At 45.0% G+C, this 16,672-nt stretch carries 16 protein-coding genes, 1 tRNA gene and 1 pseudogene; 5 read left to right on the top strand and 13 right to left on the bottom strand.

Going from position 1 to position 16,672, the window contains the following annotated elements:
• Positions 1-15 precede the first annotated feature (15 nt).
• The 4 genes from yajC to L2744_RS16205 all read right to left on the bottom strand — a co-directional run bounded on the left by yajC (position 16) and on the right by L2744_RS16205 (position 2,969).
• Positions 16-348, bottom strand: a complete 333-nt coding sequence (yajC, locus tag L2744_RS16220) for a preprotein translocase subunit YajC (protein WP_248992899.1) — start codon at positions 346-348, stop codon at positions 16-18.
• A gap of 26 nt (positions 349-374) precedes the next feature.
• Entirely contained in the window at positions 375-1,499 is a 1,125-nt protein-coding gene (gene tgt / locus L2744_RS16215; protein ID WP_248992898.1) for a tRNA guanosine(34) transglycosylase Tgt, read from the bottom strand.
• Positions 1,500-1,659: 160 nt separating this feature from the next.
• Positions 1,660-2,697: a tRNA preQ1(34) S-adenosylmethionine ribosyltransferase-isomerase QueA gene (gene queA, locus L2744_RS16210; RefSeq protein WP_248992897.1), complete on the bottom strand. Its 1,038-nt coding sequence runs from the start codon at positions 2,695-2,697 to the stop codon at positions 1,660-1,662.
• 56 nt (positions 2,698-2,753) lie between these two features.
• Positions 2,754-2,969: a hypothetical protein gene (locus tag L2744_RS16205; protein ID WP_248992896.1), complete on the bottom strand. Its 216-nt coding sequence runs from the start codon at positions 2,967-2,969 to the stop codon at positions 2,754-2,756.
• Between the two features lie 208 nt (positions 2,970-3,177).
• Here L2744_RS16205 and L2744_RS16200 point away from each other — a divergent pair, with 208 nt between their 5' ends.
• From L2744_RS16200 to L2744_RS16190, 3 genes are all read left to right on the top strand, one after another.
• The gene (locus L2744_RS16200; protein WP_248992895.1) at positions 3,178-3,792 is read left to right on the top strand and encodes an acyl carrier protein phosphodiesterase; all 615 of its coding nucleotides are present in this window, start codon (positions 3,178-3,180) and stop codon (positions 3,790-3,792) included.
• A gap of 149 nt (positions 3,793-3,941) precedes the next feature.
• A complete protein-coding gene (locus L2744_RS16195; RefSeq protein WP_248992894.1) occupies positions 3,942-4,439 on the top strand; it encodes a protein disulfide oxidoreductase in 498 nt (165 codons plus the stop codon).
• Positions 4,440-4,619: 180 nt separating this feature from the next.
• Positions 4,620-5,291, top strand: a complete 672-nt coding sequence (locus L2744_RS16190; RefSeq protein ID WP_248992925.1) for an RluA family pseudouridine synthase — start codon at positions 4,620-4,622, stop codon at positions 5,289-5,291.
• Positions 5,292-5,357: 66 nt separating this feature from the next.
• On the opposite strand, the gene L2744_RS16185 is transcribed toward L2744_RS16190, so the two are convergent.
• Positions 5,358-5,792, bottom strand: a complete 435-nt coding sequence (locus L2744_RS16185) for a hypothetical protein (RefSeq protein WP_248992893.1) — start codon at positions 5,790-5,792, stop codon at positions 5,358-5,360.
• A 329-nt stretch (positions 5,793-6,121) separates the two neighbouring features.
• Between L2744_RS16185 and L2744_RS16180 the strand changes: the two are divergent.
• Positions 6,122-6,649 (top strand): annotated as a pseudogene (locus L2744_RS16180) (alpha-N-acetylgalactosaminidase); the annotation flags it as partial.
• Between the two features lie 66 nt (positions 6,650-6,715).
• Here L2744_RS16180 and L2744_RS16175 read toward each other — a convergent pair.
• The 7 genes from L2744_RS16175 to L2744_RS16145 form a co-directional block, all read right to left on the bottom strand.
• On the bottom strand, positions 6,716-7,240 hold the full coding sequence (locus L2744_RS16175) for a CIA30 family protein (RefSeq protein WP_248992892.1): 525 nt from the start codon (positions 7,238-7,240) through the stop codon (positions 6,716-6,718).
• 76 nt (positions 7,241-7,316) lie between these two features.
• Positions 7,317-8,543, bottom strand: coding sequence for a serine/threonine transporter SstT (sstT, locus tag L2744_RS16170; protein ID WP_248992891.1), 1,227 nt, complete (start codon positions 8,541-8,543; stop codon positions 7,317-7,319).
• A gap of 172 nt (positions 8,544-8,715) precedes the next feature.
• Entirely contained in the window at positions 8,716-9,615 is a 900-nt protein-coding gene (locus L2744_RS16165; protein WP_248992924.1) for a chemotaxis protein CheV, read from the bottom strand.
• Between the two features lie 131 nt (positions 9,616-9,746).
• The gene (locus L2744_RS16160) at positions 9,747-10,217 is read right to left on the bottom strand and encodes a phosphatase domain-containing protein (protein ID WP_248992890.1); all 471 of its coding nucleotides are present in this window, start codon (positions 10,215-10,217) and stop codon (positions 9,747-9,749) included.
• Between the two features lie 64 nt (positions 10,218-10,281).
• Positions 10,282-11,565: a DEAD/DEAH box helicase gene (locus L2744_RS16155; RefSeq protein WP_248992889.1), complete on the bottom strand. Its 1,284-nt coding sequence runs from the start codon at positions 11,563-11,565 to the stop codon at positions 10,282-10,284.
• 37 nt (positions 11,566-11,602) lie between these two features.
• Positions 11,603-12,169, bottom strand: a complete 567-nt coding sequence (locus L2744_RS16150; protein WP_248992888.1) for a methylated-DNA--[protein]-cysteine S-methyltransferase — start codon at positions 12,167-12,169, stop codon at positions 11,603-11,605.
• 60 nt (positions 12,170-12,229) lie between these two features.
• Positions 12,230-13,876, bottom strand: a complete 1,647-nt coding sequence (locus tag L2744_RS16145; RefSeq protein ID WP_248992887.1) for a DNA-3-methyladenine glycosylase 2 family protein — start codon at positions 13,874-13,876, stop codon at positions 12,230-12,232.
• A gap of 166 nt (positions 13,877-14,042) precedes the next feature.
• On the opposite strand from L2744_RS16145, the gene L2744_RS16140 reads away from it, so the two are divergent.
• Positions 14,043-15,872 (top strand): ABC transporter ATP-binding protein, encoded by a 1,830-nt coding sequence (locus L2744_RS16140; protein WP_248992886.1) that lies wholly within the window; start codon positions 14,043-14,045, stop codon positions 15,870-15,872.
• Positions 15,873-16,391: 519 nt separating this feature from the next.
• On the opposite strand, the gene L2744_RS16135 is transcribed toward L2744_RS16140, so the two are convergent.
• Positions 16,392-16,467, bottom strand: a tRNA-Glu gene (locus tag L2744_RS16135).
• Positions 16,468-16,672 lie beyond the last annotated feature (205 nt).

The following is a 16,672-nucleotide window of genomic DNA, read 5'->3' as shown; positions in this document are numbered from 1 at the left end:
CTGAGCCCTCTTGGCTTACAACGACTGGATAGAGCCCTTAGGCAATACAGCTGCAATATAGTCTTTCTTGATCGTAATTTGAGTCGTGTCGTTAAGGCTCAATAACACGTAATCAGTTTCATCGCTGATTTTTGCAATCTTGCCTAAAATCCCGCCACTGGTCAGCACTTCATCGCCTTTACCTAATGATGACATCAGGTTTTTATGCTCTTTAACGCGTTTTGATTGCGGACGGAAAATCATGAAATAGAAAATCAGGCCGAAAATCGCCAGCATGAAAATCAGTTCCATCGTGCCGCCACCCTGTGGGGCGCCAGCTGCGCTTGCATATGCATTTGAAATAAACATAGTTTTCTCTTCTTATTAGCAAAAAATCAATCGACTAATTCTGGTACTTCGCGACCTTGGCTGGTATAGAAGTCCGCTACAAAGGCGTCTAATGTACCCGTCTCAATCGCACCGCGCAAACCTTCCATTAACATTTGATAGTATCTCAAGTTGTGAATGGTGTTTAAACGCGCACCCAGAATCTCATTACAACGATCTAAGTGGTAAAGATACGCCCGTGAATAATTTTTACAGGTATAGCAATCACACTTAGTATCAAGTGGTGACGTGTCATCTCTATGACGCGCATTGCGTATTTTGATAACACCTTCACTCGTAAACAGATGACCGTTGCGGGCGTTACGGGTTGGCATCACACAGTCAAACATGTCAATACCACGACGTACACCTTCAACGAGATCCTCTGGTTTACCGACCCCCATCAGATAGCGAGGTTTGTCTGCTGGAATTTGCGGGCAAATATGCTCAAGAATACGATGCATATCCGCTTTAGGCTCACCTACAGCCAAACCACCGACGGCATAACCGTCGAAACCAATATCGACTAAGCCTTTTAAGCTTTCGTCGCGTAAATCTTCATACACGCCACCCTGAATAATACCAAACAGTGAGTTAGGGTTCTTCAAACGATCAAATTCATCACGGGAGCGTCTTGCCCAACGCAGAGACATCTGCATCGACTTGCGCGCCTCATCTTCGGTGGCGGGATACGGCGTACATTCGTCAAAAATCATTACCACGTCACTGCCCAATGCATCTTGAATTTGCATTGATTTTTCAGGATCTAAGAAGATTTTCTCACCATTGATTGGCGAACGAAAATGCACCCCTTCTTCGGTAATTTTACGAATATCGCCAAGGCTGAAGACTTGGAAACCGCCCGAGTCCGTTAAAATAGGCCGTTGCCAGTTCATAAAGTCATGCAAGTCACCGTGCTTACGCATGATTTCTTCGCCTGGGCGTAGCCATAAATGGAAAGTGTTACCAAGCAGAATATCCGCACCAGTGGCGCGCACTTCTTCCGGCGTCATACCTTTAACTGTGCCGTAAGTTCCCACAGGCATAAAAGCGGGGGTTTCTACAGTGCCACGTTCAAAAATTAACCGACCACGGCGTGCACGCCCGTCGGTAGTATCAAGTTCAAATTTCATAATTCACCTCGCCAGATAAACAGTCTGACTACATTTTTAATGGCAAGCGCCATTTAGATTAACAATAGAGATAGGGACAGATCTAAAAGGTTCAACCCTATAGATAAAAAAATTGCCGCTCAAACTCATTTGGGCGGCTATTTTAAAACAAAATCTTAGTTTAGTGGGCTTTTTTCGTCACAAACATGGCATCGCCGTAGCTAAAGAAACGATATTTTTGGGTGATAGCATGTTGATACGCCGTCATCACATGATCAAAACCTGCAAAAGCGCTGACCAACATAATCAAAGTCGATTCAGGCAGATGAAAATTTGTCACCATCGCATCCACAACTTGGAATTGATAACCAGGGTAAATAAAAATGTCGGTATCGCCACTAAAAGTTTTAAGCTCACCAAGGCTTGCACGCGCCGCACTCTCGAGTGAGCGCACTGACGTTGTTCCCACTGCCACAACACGTTTACCCGCAGCTTTAGTTTGCGCGATTAAATCGATTACATCCTGCGGCACATTCGCCCACTCGGAATGCATTTTGTGTTCAAGAATGGTATCAACGCGCACCGGCTGAAACGTTCCCGCGCCCACATGCAAAGTCACAAAGGCAATATTGACGCCCTTGGCTTTTAATGCTTCGAGCATGGCATCGTCAAAATGTAAGCCCGCAGTAGGCGCCGCAACCGCACCTGGGTTTTGGTTATAAACCGTTTGATAGCGCTCTTTGTCGGCATCTTCATCGGGTCTATCGATATAAGGAGGTAATGGCATATGCCCTACCGCGTCGAGTACTTCTAAGATGGTTAACTCAGATAACAGCTCAAGTTCAAACAAAGTATCGTGGCGGGCAACCATCTTCATTTGATAGCCCCCGTCAAGATGGATTAACGAATCGACTTTAGGGGATTTTGAGCTGCGAACATGGGCGAGGATACGCTTATCATCGAGCATACGCTCGACTAAGATCTCCAACTTGCCGCCGCTGGCCTTTTGGCCAAACATACGTGCGGGGATCACGCGAGTATTGTTGAACACCATTAAATCGCCGGGATTTATCATTGCCAGCAGATCGGTAAACTGTTTGTCGCCTAAGGCGCCTGAGTTGCCGTCTAAGGTTAACAGACGTGATGCATTACGCTGCGCCATAGGATAACGAGCGATCAGCTCATCGGGGAGATCGAAAGAAAAGTCTGCAACGCGCATATTGGCCTCTAGGTAGCTTAGAACGGCGGCTAGTCTATGGTTAGAGGCCAATAAGATCAAGATGACTTATTGCCAGCCTCAACTTCTCGATCTGGTTCCGCAGGGGTTACGTCATCTTGGGACAGATTGTCATCGGCATGGAATTTAGGTCGCGAACGGGCAAAATCATCCAAACTGAAACTGTGTTGTTCAAAGGGAATATCTACAAGCACTTTTTTGCGCTTAGGCTGCTCGGTTTTACCGAAAACTTTACGGAACCAGTTCCACATCATCCATGATCCTAAAAAAGGTTATTGATTTAATTTCACTTTTTGTCTATTGATTGCTATATCAGCGTTTAGACTAGCTAGGATTATTCATGGTGAATAAAAAGTGGCTATCAATGAAAAGTGAAAAAATACAGTATTTTTAGCTTCCGCGCTTTCCTAAGCGCGGCTGTGCATGATACCGTGAACCGACGTGGTTAACCAAGCACAAAATATGAATTTTCTTACGCACTTACATCTCGCCGACATCAGTAAAACCCACCTTGCAGCTAATGTGACGGGTAACTATATTCAAGCACCAATTGCGCAAGCACCCATTGAATTACGCCAAGCTTTATGGCTAAACCAAGAGATTAATACACTCTGTGCCAGCCACGAACTCACCATAGAGTTAATGGAATCCTTTCCTGCGCCATTAAGAAGCATAGCAACAGAGCTTATGGCAGTAAGTTTCGATCACTATTTAGCCTACTACTGGGAAGAATATCACCACCAACCTTTGGATGAATTTAGCAGCAAGGCCTATGACGCTTTAGATACTTTTGCTGCGCAAGGCGTTGATAAATATCATCCAGAGGCACTATTTAAGCTCCTACCCACGATGCGCAGCGAAGACTGGCTTGGCAGCTACACCACGGAAAAAGGATTACAACAAGCCTTAGCACAAGTGGCAAAGCAGCATCCACAGGCAGCGTTGTTTAAAGATGCCCATAAAGTGCTCAATAAAATGCAGATAGAAATCGAAACAGCGTTCCGCACTTTTTATCCACAATTAATGGCCTATACCCGTATATGGAGCCGTAAAACACCCTCTGAATTTTTGCCTTAGGGATCAATCTGGCTCATTTAAGCCAACAGGCCTAAGCTGATGCTCCTTGTTGATAGGATCCCTTTCATGACCACTGACTATAAGAACGCAATGTGATATCACCTAATACTCCATCCAATCCAATACCAAAACCAAGCTGGCAACAAAGATTGAAAAGTCCTCAGTTTTGGTTAAAGCAACTTCGAGATCTCGCCCTAATTAGCATAGTGTTTTATGTCATGGGGAGTTATCTGCAGCGGGATATGGTAACGGGGCCAGCACCGGCCTTAAGTGGGATCGCTATCGATGGTTCTCAACTTGCGCTATCGACTAACAATACCACGCCGACGCTAGTGTATTTTTGGGGAACTTGGTGCCCAGTGTGTCGCATCACCTCCCCTATGGTTGAAAGCGTAAGTGAAAGTCACAGGGTCATTTCCGTTGCGGTTGCATCTGGCAGCGATACAGAAGTTCAATCTTTTATGGCAGAGCATCAATATCATTTTCCCGTGTTAAATGATGATAACGGAGCACAAAGTCACGCTTGGGGGGCTATGGCATTTCCAGCCATTTATATTGTCGACAATGAAGGACAAATTCGTTATGTCACATCAGGGGTCACTTCCACTCTAGGTATGAAATTCCGATTATGGCTGGCAAAATTTTAACCGCCCTGCAATTTACCCCGTCCTCTTTCAAGAATATTTTGTAGCGCCTCTTTTGTTAGAGGAGCGATAATCAGAGCCCGGTGATTAGAACAAGATCTCCTGAACAAGGTAATGGATATAGAGAATGGCTGTTTACCCTCGGAAATTTTGCTAGTATTGCCGCGTAAAGATGAGGACAAGATGCAGATATTTGATTACCAGCCCCCAGCAGTTCCCTGGCTAGACATCCGCTATAAAGATAGAGACTTGATTATTATCAATAAACCTTCTGGATTATTGTCTAATCCGGGTCGAGCGGCTCACACCTCTGATTGCGCGTTAACCCGCTTACAAGCCCTATATCCAGAAACGATTTTAGTGCATCGGCTCGACTGCGCGACCTCGGGTATTATGGTGTTCGCCCGTAATAAAAAAGCCGAGTCGCATTTAAAAACTCAGTTTCAGGATAGGCAAAGTAAGAAGATTTATATTGCCGAGGTAATGGGGTATATGCCGCAGGAACAGGGAATGATCACATTGGCTATTGCGCCAGACAGTGAGCATCCTCCCTATCAAAAAGCGCTGCTAGTGGGAGAACCCGGCGGTAAGAGCGCCATTACCCATTATCGCGTATTGGAACGTAGGGAAAACAGCACCTTAGTTGAACTCACTCCAGAAACTGGCCGAACCCACCAACTCCGAGTACATATGCTTGCCTTAGGGCATCCTATCTTAGGCGATGAGTTTTACGGTGATGCAGAAGTGATCGCCGCCAAACCCCGTCTATGCTTACATGCCCAAAGCCTTAGTTTTAGCCATCCCTATTCAAGTAAGGCTATGAGCTTTAGCAGCAAACATCCTTTTAATGAATAATGATGCCAAATAAACACAAAGGTCGCCTTTAAGGCGACCTTTTAGATACAGAATAAGTGAATAAACTTAAGCGACTCGCTGACCAAAATCGATATCAGCCATTAATTTGTCAACCTGGAAATAGCAGCCCTGCTCATTACAAAATTGCAGTTGCTGTGTTGGGGTAACAATAAAAAACTCACCAAAAAAATTACCGCCCACATCTTCTACTTTATGACCTTCAGACGTATCTGTCATAAGGACTTCATCTAAACTATGGCAGCCATCGCTAAACCATGTTTCTAAAAAATACTTGGTGTCCTCTTTATACAGGGTGATTTTGTCACCTAATAAAGGACGTTCATCCAGCCAACGACCAATAATTTCACGATTTTGCATATCTGTCTCCCGCCAGTGAAGGCGACGGCGTTTTTCAATCCCAGACATCCTGATATCCTTATGCAATACCCAATCACCTAAAGTGAAAGTCAGTTGTGGTAATACATTAAGCATAGAACCCATTTAACTCTTTACTCCCCACCGAAGCAAATTACGTCAAATCGACCGTGAAATGTAACTTTTTGGTTAATTTAAATTTGCTAAATATTTAAAATATAAAAGATAAATACCTTTGACTAATTAATCGGCAGTGTAACTTAATCTAAAAATAAAAACGCGATCTTTATCACTATTTACCTATCGCTAAAGTAAAGATAGCGAAATGATTTAGCTGCTCTAATGAACGAGCTTTTTACATCTTTTATTGCCAATTCTAATGGGGTTTCTGATATAACAAATAAGCCAATACCCCTACATAACAAAAAATAATGCAGGAAGCGCTATGCATAATATTCACCGCCGATCATGGGCGTAATCAGCTCAAGTACATTAATGGTGATATTAATACCAGCCTGATTAAAACCATTAAAGGTCGAACTATCATGGTGCAACATGACACTACAACGCCGAGACCTTACAGCCGTCATAATCTTATTCAAGGAACAAATGGCGTGTTTGCGGGTTTCCCTAATCGCATTGCACTTGAACTCGGAGGCTTTGGAAAAAGCTATCATGAATGGGATATGGATATGCAAAAGTGGTACGACAAATACGATCATCCCCTATGGAAACGCATAGGCAAAGAAGCTGAGATCAACGGTGGTCACGGTGGAATGGATTTTGTGATGTTGTGGCGAATGGTGTATTGCTTACGTAATGGTGAGGCATTAGATCAAGATGTGTACGATGCAGCCTCTTGGTCAGTGGTCAATATTTTAAGTGAGCAATCGGTTAATGATCGCAGTAATTCAGTGACTTTCCCTGATTTTACCCGCGGCGTATGGGAAGATGCCCGCCCCTTAGGGATCGTTGGCGCTTAAGTATTAAGAGGCAATCTTATCCTTATCGGCTGACTGCAATTGATTATGTGACATACCCACTCACCATCAATAGCAGCCAATCGTTTTAATCTTTAACGAAAAATCACCACTCTGCTGGGCACCAATCACCAGCCCTAGGCTACAAAGCTGGCTTAAGTCTATTGCCACACGGGAAATAGGTTTTCCCCGACATTGGGGCAAAAAATCACTGAAGGGGATTTCAATACGCTGCCAGTTAAGTGCGCTCGTTGCATCAAGACCAAAGACTTGATGACAGGGAGCTGGCATAGGGGCTTGGTAAACGGTACTTTGAGGAGTACCTACATCCTTAAGATTCACTTTATAGTGTTTGGCTCGACTGCCATCGAGATCGAGGTAAACTCCAGTATAAGAGCTTAGATCAATAGGCGTAAACTCAGCACGAACCGAGGCAAAACCACCGCCATTGGCGAGCGACACATGCCCACTAAACACCCCATAGCCTGAGGGTGAAAGTGTCATTTTACTGCGGGATAAACCACCCATAACAGTATCACTCACACTATACCAAGGCTTCGCGGCATCTAACGTTCTAAAATCAAAAAGGATCATAACTACTCCCATAAAAAAAGCAGCCACCTAAGTGACTGCTCCTATGATACTTTCTTCTTACATTAATAACAGCACTTTACCCAAGTCTAGCTTTGTTTTCGGCAGCTTCACAGGCTGCTGCGGTAAAAATCACATCGGTCGAACTGTTTAACGCGGTTTCAGCGGCATCTTGGACCACACCAATAATAAAGCCCACTGCCACAACTTGCATGGCGATATCGTTGGAAATACCAAATAAGCTACAAGCCAGAGGAATGAGTAATAATGATCCCCCCGCGACACCAGAAGCTCCACAAGCCGAAATAGCGGCGACCACGCTCAGTAATAAAGCCGTGGGTAAATCGACTTGAATACCAAGTGTATGAGCAGCCGCTAACGTCAGCACTGTGATGGTAATTGCCGCACCGCCCATATTAATGGTCGCACCAAGGGGAATAGAAACTGAATAAGTGTCTTCATTGAGATTGAGCTTTTCACACAGCGCCATATTCACAGGAATATTCGCCGCACTAGAGCGAGTAAAAAATGCCGTTACCCCGCTTTCACGCAGGCAACGAAGCACTAAAGGATAAGGATTACGCTTAATTTTTACGTAAACAATGAGTGGATTAACAATCAGTGCAATAATTGCCATCGCACTCAGTAATACGGCTAATAGCTGCGCATACCCCGCAATTGCAGCAAAACCCGTTTCGGCAAAGGTTGCCGCCACTAAACCAAAAATACCAATAGGTGCAAGACGGATAATAAAGCGTACCATTTGCGAAATACCATGGCTCATATCCGCAAACACTTGCTTAGTCGAATCATTGGCATGGTGTAGTGCTAAGCCTAAACCAACACCCCAAGCAAGAATACCAATATAGTTGCCCGTCATCAGCGCATTAACTGGATTATCCACTAACTTAAAGAGCAAAGTATTAATGACCTCACCAATTCCCTGAGGCGGACTGGTACCTTCAATACCCGCAACTAATATCAAATTAGTTGGGAAAATCGAGCTTAAAATAACAGCCGTTAACGCCGCGGCAAAGGTCCCAAATAGATAGAGCACCACAATCGGGCGCATATTGGTTTGAGTATTTTTCTTTTGATTGGCAATAGAAGATGCCACAAGGATAAAAACTAAAATGGGAGCAATTGCTTTTAATGCCCCCACAAATAAATTACCTAAAAACGCAACTTGCTTAGCCGCATCCTGTGAAAAGCTCGCAAGAATAACCCCCGCGACTATCCCAAATAGAATTTGCAATACCAGACTGCCATTAGCCAACTTAGCTAAAAGTGATGATTCTTGTTTCATGACTTAACCTATCGTTATTATATTTCGGCCGAGATAACTCAACCCACGCCTTCGGATTTGAGGCCAATAAGGTTTTTATAGGATGTGGCGGGACTTGTCTAGTTTTGCAGGGAAATAAGTAAACTAAATTACCCTCTCGCCGCAAAAAGCCTACAAAAATCCAATAATCAGCTTAGGTTGACTTTTTCGTGGCCAAATCGGCGCCACGCAACATAGCATCGATCAGTTCATGGGCATCAAACTTAGTCAGTGCTTCGTTGGCACCCACTTGATGAGCCTGACTCACGCTGATCTCACTGGAAAGCGAAGTATGCAAAATAATATAAGCATTTGCCGTTTGCGGATTATCACGCACCTCAAACGCTAATTCATACCCATCAAGCCCAGGCATTTCAATGTCGCTAACTAAGATATCAATCGGATGATGCTCAGCGGCAGCCTGCTCCATTATCGCCAGTGCATCTTTACCATCAGCCGTCACTCGGTAAGAAATATTGATCATATCGAGGGCATCCGACAACTGTTTACGAGCCACCTTAGAGTCATCGACAAGCAGAATATTCATCGGTTTTAATTTTTCACGCTGCACATCGGTCAAAATAGCGCGATTAGCCTCAGGATTATCGGGGAATACTTTAGATAATAAGAGTTCGACATCGAGTAACTGAACAAGTTGATTTTCAAAACGGGTTACGCCAGTTAAAAACGCATTTTTACCCAAATTAGCAGACGGCGCCTCAATATCTCGCCAATTGCATTCAATGATCTTATCAATACCACGCACTAAGAAGCCGATAATCATCCGTTGACAATCTGTGATGATGATATAGCAACTCTCCCGCTCTTCCACCGTAATCGGCCGATAACCAATAGCTGCCGCCATATCAATCACGGGAATAGTATGGCCGCGGATAGTTGCAGCCCCAAGAATCGTGGGATGTGATTGGGGAATTTTGTTTAGTGGTGTATAAGGCACCAACTCACGCACTTTTAACGTGCCCAAAGCAAAAACTTGGGATTGGGATAGCCGAAAAAGGAGTAAGCCTTGTGACTGATTTGCCTTACTTTTCATCATTGAATTTATAACTCTCTCAATGTAACCTGCCAGTATATTAACCTTATCACAGCAAAAAGAGATGACTAAGGTCAAATGAAACTAAATCTATCTTGTATTAGCAGGCGAAAAGTCGACCTGCAACTGAATTACTCCTGCAATGCATACAATACGTCAAAGGCAAACTGATCCCAGCCCTCGGCGGTAAATGCAATATCACGAATACTGCGCACTTGGCTTACTGCATGAAGAGGCGCGGCACCATTGACCATTAAATAATAGGCCATAATGAGTCCAGTACGATCCTTACCCGAGCGGCAGTGGATAACGACGGGAATATTATCGGCCTCACACTGCTGAATAAAGGCCAAAGCCCGGGGTAATTGGGCGACACAAATCGCGATATCCCCATCGTGAGGCGGCACATTACGTGAAAAAGGAATACATTCATAACGTAAACCCAAGTCTTTAAAGCTGTTAGGTTCGCAGCCTTCACCACCATTGACCGACAGCACGGCACCAATGCCTGCCGCCTTCAACTCAGTTAAATCCCAAGGATCTTTATTGGGGCCACTGCGACCGGCAATCTGCCCTTCTACCAACCAGAATAAATGCTGCATACAACTCCCACAAGTGAGATAACAACTAACGTTAAGATTAGCTTATAGTAGCCTTTCCAACGACTTAAGATTTTTTGTCCCAAAATTCAACATTGGCAGGCGGTAACCGTTTACGTTTTTTTTTACCTGTCCCTTCGGGTTTGGCCATAGGCTTAACTTGTTCTAACAGTTCGGCTGGCATCTCATCATCCGCTTCAAAACCGACAATTTGCTCACGCACTAACTTAAGTTTGTTCTTTTTTTCAATCACCCCAAAGTGGTGATAATCCTCATGGGAAATCAGCGTCACCGCTAACCCCGCTTCACCGGCGCGGCCGCTACGGCCAATACGGTGCATATAATCGGCGGGGCTTCTTGGTAAATCAAAGTTAATAACAACGGGCAGTTTATCGATATCAATCCCACGGGCGGCGATATCCGTGGCAATCAATACACTTATTTCACCATTTTTAAAACCATCGAGCACCCGCGTACGCGCACCTTGGGCTTTATCGCCATGGAATACCTCGGCACTAATCCCTCGTTTAGACAATTTTTGCGCAAGATGATTACAGGTATTTTTTGCACTCACAAAAATAAGCGCCTGTGACCATTGATGCTCTTTAATCAGATGCGCTAATAATGCCGTTTTCATTGGACGGTTAACAGTGAAAACTCGCTGCTCAATAGTACTTTCCTGCTCACTTTGCAATTGATATTCAAGCGGGTTTTTAAGTAACTTGGCGGTTAACTCGCGCACTTCTTCAGGGAACGTCGCCGAAAATAGCAAGGTTTGTTTCTTAGGAGGTAAGGCTTCAAGCACTTGAGTCAATTCTTCCGTAAACCCAAGGCTTAACATACGATCGGCTTCATCGAGCACTAAGGCGCTAACGCGATTAAGCTTGATGGCATTGCTCGACAGTAGATCCAACAAACGCCCCGGCGTGGCCACTAATACATCGGCGCCGGAGCGCAGACTTTGCATCTGAGCATTAACAGACACACCACCAAAAGCCGCAACTATTTTCAGTTTGCCATTCAAATGTGATGCATAGGATAAAAAGCTATCGGCAACCTGCTGCGCTAGTTCGCGCGTTGGCACCAACACAAGACAACGAATATAAGACCCAGATTTATCATCCGTTTTAGCTTCAACTAACTGCTGCAGTAAAGGCACAGCAAAGGCTGCCGTTTTGCCTGAACCGGTATTGGCGCCCGCTAATACATCACGCCCCGCAAGTACAGCAGGAATGGTTGCCACCTGCACAGGCGTGGGTGAAACATAGGCTAACTCAGAGAGTCGATTCAAAAGTGGCGCAATAATACCGAGTTTGGCAAAGCTTGCCACAGGAGAAGAAGCTTGGGTCATAGAAAATGTAATAGCTCATCAATAACGAATATGGCGGCTATTCTAGCGTAAAACTCGCGCCCGTGCTTGCCGATTCCAGCATTAACAACTGTTGTTTCATCTCAAGTCCATAAGCATAACCGGTTAATTTGCCGTTTTTACCTATGACTCTATGGCAAGGCACAATAATCGCGATGGGATTGGCGCCATTGGCAGCACCCACGGCACGCACAGCCTTAGGACGACCTATTTGTTGTGCGATATCGGCATAGCTACAGCTCTGAGCGTACTCTAGATTGAGCAAGGCTTGCCACACGTCACGCTGAAATTCAGTACCCTTGGGCGCGAGTTTTAAATCAAACTCAACCAGCTCACCGGCAAAGTAACGTGCAAGCTGCGCCTGAGTTTCACGGATATGTGCCTTGGCTTGATTTAGGGCTTCGTCACTCACGTTAGCAAGCGCAATATCAGTGCGATTGGAGCCAACAACCGTTAAATGAGTCAACCCATAAGCATTGGCGTTGAGCTGCAACAAACCGGCAGGGCTGATAAAAGTATCCACGGCGCAGGGCTGATACTCTGCAATACTCGGCGCGTGGATCAATTGACGAATAGCGTGTTTCATAATTTATCTCTCTATTTATGTCTTACATTTATCTCTATCAATTTAAATCGCTTTAGGTCGCTATTGATGCCAAAGCTGAAACGTTAAATAACTGCCCCAGGGCGCAATGTCAGCGCTTAACTGCTGGCACAATTGGGGATAGTTCACTGTTTCCACCTCGGATTCATCAAGCTGATTGGTGTTCGCATACAGAGCAAGCAAATGCTTTTTGACAATCAAATCGGTATGCAAAAACACGTTTGGTTCACCTAAACCGCGAAGCTTGGCATACGCAATCGTCCAAGGGCCGATGCCCTTAACACTGAGCCAATCATCGACACTCGCCTCAGGATGATCGCAGATAAACGCCGCGAGGGCATTGAGTGCGAGTTTGCGCGCACCCGGCATTTTAAGCTCAGTTAAACTCGCATCTCGGATGGTTTCAGCGGTGGGAAATAAACGATATTCGCAACCATTAAGACTAAAGCGCTCACCATAGGCCTCAACCAATTGATTGAGTAATTTAGTTGCCTGCAACACACTCACTTGCTGACCTAAAATTGCGCGGCAAACCGCTTCAAATAACGAACCTGCCCCAGGAATACGCAGGCCGCTCAGCGGGGTTAATCCTAGACGTGGTAACGCACTTAAGCTCTGTTCTATCTGCTGCATATCTGCATCGAGATCTAAAATACGCCGCACCTCAGTCACTAACCGTTGTAACTCCTCTACATGGGAATCTTCAGTCAATGCAATCGAGAGTTTAAAGCGATTTAATTTAGGCTCATGGGCAATGTGTACTGTGCCGCGCATTCTTTTTAGCGCAAAACTGCGACCATATTCGAGCCCATCATTGGTGACTTGTACCTCAGCACTATCTTGTCGGACACTGCCAGCTTGTTGAGCACCGCTCTGCGGTGCGAACCATTCCATTCCAGTAACTGCACGCAATTGATAAAATGCCAGTTGTGATGCCCAATCCAGCGGCGGACGGTAATACTGAAATAGGGTTAATCCATAGTGCGACACACATTCACCCATAGCATCAATCTTATGTAATTCGGTTGCAGAATCAATACCCTGCTCCTTTGCCGCTTTAGTTACTGCGGTCTTTCTTAACTGAGTCGGCGTCAATTGTAAGGTTTGTTTAAACGCCTCATTAAAACGACGAATGCTATTAAAGCCCGATGCCAGTGCCACTTGAGTGATAGGTAACTGGGTTTGGTGTAACAGCTGTTTTGCAAACAATAATTGCCGATATAGTGCGTATTGTTTTGGGGATGTACCGAAACCTTCAGTAAAAAGCTTATTAAGATACCGACTACTGATCCCCAACTTATCGGCAAGCTCCGTCACGGTTAACGCTGTGTCGCCATAAAGTGCCCCCGCATCAATAAGCCTAATGGCCCGCTCTAAAGTCGTGCCCGTGCCCTTCCATGGATTAGAACCCGGCGCACTATCCGGTCTGCAACGCAAACAGGGCCGCAACCCCGCGTGCGAAGCTTTTATTGCTGAGTCAAAATAACGAACATTTTGCTCTTTTGGAGCAACGGCGGGACACACATTGCGACAGTAAATCCCAGTACTGAAAACTCCTACAAAAAACTTACCATCAAAGCGCGGATCTCGGCTCAGACGTGCCTCACGACAAACTGCTGGCGATAATAAGCTTACATCGGCTCCAGCCAAGCAAGATGCTTCAGATACAATTCTTGGATTAATTTTCATAACACCAGACAATATTCGCTCACAATTAAAACCTTGTTCATTACTTTACGTAAATCTACCCTATAGAACTAGCGGAAAACGGAACTCAATCATTTCAATGCTGTTAAGACATAAAATCCTATATGCTAGACACGACTATTTTTTATCTCACCAATAGAGCCAATTCATGTTTAAACGATTCGAATCTTGGGTGGAAGCCCTTCCCGATGATGAACCCACTAAGCCACCCACTGGGGTGTATGCCTTTTGTCGACACTACACCAAAGGCTACGAGCGCCCCTTGATCTTAATGTCAGTACTCACCGCCATGCTGGCCATGCTCGAAGTGTCACTGTTCGGATTTATGGGCCAATTGGTCGATTGGCTTGTCAATAAAGACCCACAAACCCTATTTGAAGACGAAGGCACAACCTTAATGCTGATGGGGGCTATGGTCTTAATTGTGATGCCGATATTGGTGTTGTTGCATGCGCTTATCATGCATCAAACCTTGCTTGGCAATTATCCCATGTCGATCCGCTGGCTGGCACATCGCTACCTGCTTAAGCAAAGCGTATCCTTCTATCAGAATGACTTTGCTGGTCGTATAGCCACTAAAGTGATGCAAACCTCCTTAGCAGTGCGCGAAACCGTGATGAAACTGCTCGATGTGTTGGTGTACATCTTAGTGTATTTCACCTCTATGCTGGTGATGATCGCCAGTGCCGACGTGCGCTTAGTTCTGCCTATGCTGGTTTGGTTAGCTCTATATATAGGGTTGCAATGGTACTTTGTACCTAAGCTAAAAACGGTTTCCACCGAGCAGGCCGACGCGCGCTCAACCATGACGGGCCGCATTGTCGACAGCTATACCAATATCACCACGGTCAAACTATTCGCTCATACGCAAAAAGAAGCTGACTATGCAAAATCCAGCATGCGGATATTTTTAGATACGGTTTATCGCCAGATGCGCTTAGTCACAGGGATCAGTGTCAGTGTGCAGATCATCAACTACCTATTGGCCTTTAGTATTGCCGCTGTGTCGATTGCGCTTTGGACCGAGAGCGCCATTACAGTAGGTGCAATTGCGATTGCGGTGAGTTTAGCCCTGCGCCTAAACGGTATGTCACAGTGGATCATGTGGGAAATCAGCTCGTTATTTGAAAATATCGGCACAGTTACCGATGGTATGAACACATTATCAAAAACGACAATTATCCAAGATGAACCTAATGCTAGTGATCTTATTGTTAATCAAGGAAAAATATCATTTGATCAGGTTAGCTTTCATTATGGTGAGCAGGTCGGTGTGATTGAGGATCTCAATCTAAATATTCAAGCGGGTGAAAAAGTCGGTTTAGTGGGTCGCTCTGGTGCGGGTAAATCCACCTTAGTGAATTTATTAATGCGATTCTACGACGTTGAAAAGGGTCATATCTACATTGATGACCAAGACATTAAAACCGTTAAACAGGATTCGCTACGCTCACAAATCGGTATGGTGACCCAAGATACCTCACTCTTACACCGTACTATTCGTGAAAACATTCTCTACGGTAACCCCAGTGCCAGTGAAGAACAACTCGACAGTGCCATAAAACAAGCACAAGCCTATGATTTTATTCAAAGCTTGAGCGACCCTAACGGCAATCATGGCTTAGAGGCTCAAGTGGGGGAACGCGGTGTTAAACTCTCTGGCGGCCAAAGGCAACGTATCGCCATTGCGCGGGTTTTACTGAAAAATGCGCCGATTTTGCTGCTTGATGAAGCGACTTCAGCACTGGATTCGGAAGTCGAAGCCGCAATTCAAGAAAGTTTATACGAATTAATGCAAGGTAAGACAGTGATCGCTATTGCCCATCGGCTTTCAACCATTGCCGCAATGGACAGACTAATAGTACTAGACCAAGGCCGAGTCGTAGAACAAGGCACGCACCATGAACTTATCGCCGCAGGCGGTATTTATGCCCAGCTCTGGGCCCACCAAACCGGTGGATTCTTAGGTGTAGAGTAAGCCAAAAGTTAAATAACAAAAGGCGACACTGAACAGTCTTGAGTGTCGCCTTCTCTCTCAAATAAATTTCGCAGCAATAGCCCTTTCTTCGGATTCACCTTATCCAAAGCCACAAGCCAGTTCCACTCTACACATCAGCCACAATAGATACTGCGAGATTTTCACTGCACACAACACTAGTTTGGGGATACGAGATAAAGTAATTGCGTTCGCAGCAGCATTCAGAGTGCCAATGCATTGAACACTCAGCAAGTTCGATTCTAGCAATGGCTTAAAACAGGGTTAGGCGTAAACAGCTAACAAATCTGATGCTGTGAGTGAACAGAGTTGCAGCCCGTGGGATAAGCCCTCGAAGCATTATTAATCGTCATATGATTGGATGGGTAAATTCGACTCATAATACCAATCGTAAATTAATCGCGTGGGTTTCTATTAAATACTCAAAATTTAGACGCAAAAAAACCACCCTAAGGTGGTTTATTGTCTTTAACCAAAGTTTCGATAAACCTTGATTAAAATTGGTATCCCCTAGGGGATTCGAACCCCTGTTACCGCCGTGAAAGGGCGGTGTCCTAGGCCTCTAGACGAAGGGGACCCGGACATATTAATTTGAACTTTTCGTTATGAAAGGTCCCCGTTTAACATCTACGGTGTCCTAGGCACTCTCTTCTAAAAAACGAAGCGGACCCCGGACTTATATTTAACTCGTAACCGAGCTTGGTAACACACTCACTTCAGTAGGCTAGGAAGCAAATGCTTTGTTCTTATCAAACAACTCGTTAGTCATTCGACAGGAACCA

The organism is Shewanella profunda, assembly GCF_023283765.1.
GTDB classification, from domain to species: Bacteria; Pseudomonadota; Gammaproteobacteria; order Enterobacterales; family Shewanellaceae; genus Shewanella; species Shewanella profunda.
This window is presented reverse-complemented; position numbering and strand designations above follow the sequence as displayed.

Coding starts and splice junctions, on each gene's coding strand:
- yajC (WP_248992899.1), bottom strand. CDS start 348: ATGTTTATTTCAAATGCATATGCAAGCGCAGCTGGCGCCCCACAGGGT.
- tgt (WP_248992898.1), bottom strand. CDS start 1,499: ATGAAATTTGAACTTGATACTACCGACGGGCGTGCACGCCGTGGTCGG.
- queA (WP_248992897.1), bottom strand. CDS start 2,697: ATGCGCGTTGCAGACTTTTCTTTCGATCTCCCCGATGAGCTGATCGCT.
- L2744_RS16205 (WP_248992896.1), bottom strand. CDS start 2,969: ATGATGTGGAACTGGTTCCGTAAAGTTTTCGGTAAAACCGAGCAGCCT.
- L2744_RS16200 (WP_248992895.1), top strand. CDS start 3,178: ATGAATTTTCTTACGCACTTACATCTCGCCGACATCAGTAAAACCCAC.
- L2744_RS16190 (WP_248992925.1), top strand. CDS start 4,620: ATGCAGATATTTGATTACCAGCCCCCAGCAGTTCCCTGGCTAGACATC.
- L2744_RS16185 (WP_248992893.1), bottom strand. CDS start 5,792: ATGGGTTCTATGCTTAATGTATTACCACAACTGACTTTCACTTTAGGT.
- L2744_RS16175 (WP_248992892.1), bottom strand. CDS start 7,240: ATGATCCTTTTTGATTTTAGAACGTTAGATGCCGCGAAGCCTTGGTAT.
- sstT (WP_248992891.1), bottom strand. CDS start 8,543: ATGAAACAAGAATCATCACTTTTAGCTAAGTTGGCTAATGGCAGTCTG.
- L2744_RS16165 (WP_248992924.1), bottom strand. CDS start 9,615: ATGAAAAGTAAGGCAAATCAGTCACAAGGCTTACTCCTTTTTCGGCTA.
- L2744_RS16160 (WP_248992890.1), bottom strand. CDS start 10,217: ATGCAGCATTTATTCTGGTTGGTAGAAGGGCAGATTGCCGGTCGCAGT.
- L2744_RS16155 (WP_248992889.1), bottom strand. CDS start 11,565: ATGACCCAAGCTTCTTCTCCTGTGGCAAGCTTTGCCAAACTCGGTATT.
- L2744_RS16150 (WP_248992888.1), bottom strand. CDS start 12,169: ATGAAACACGCTATTCGTCAATTGATCCACGCGCCGAGTATTGCAGAG.
- L2744_RS16145 (WP_248992887.1), bottom strand. CDS start 13,876: ATGAAAATTAATCCAAGAATTGTATCTGAAGCATCTTGCTTGGCTGGA.
- L2744_RS16140 (WP_248992886.1), top strand. CDS start 14,043: ATGTTTAAACGATTCGAATCTTGGGTGGAAGCCCTTCCCGATGATGAA.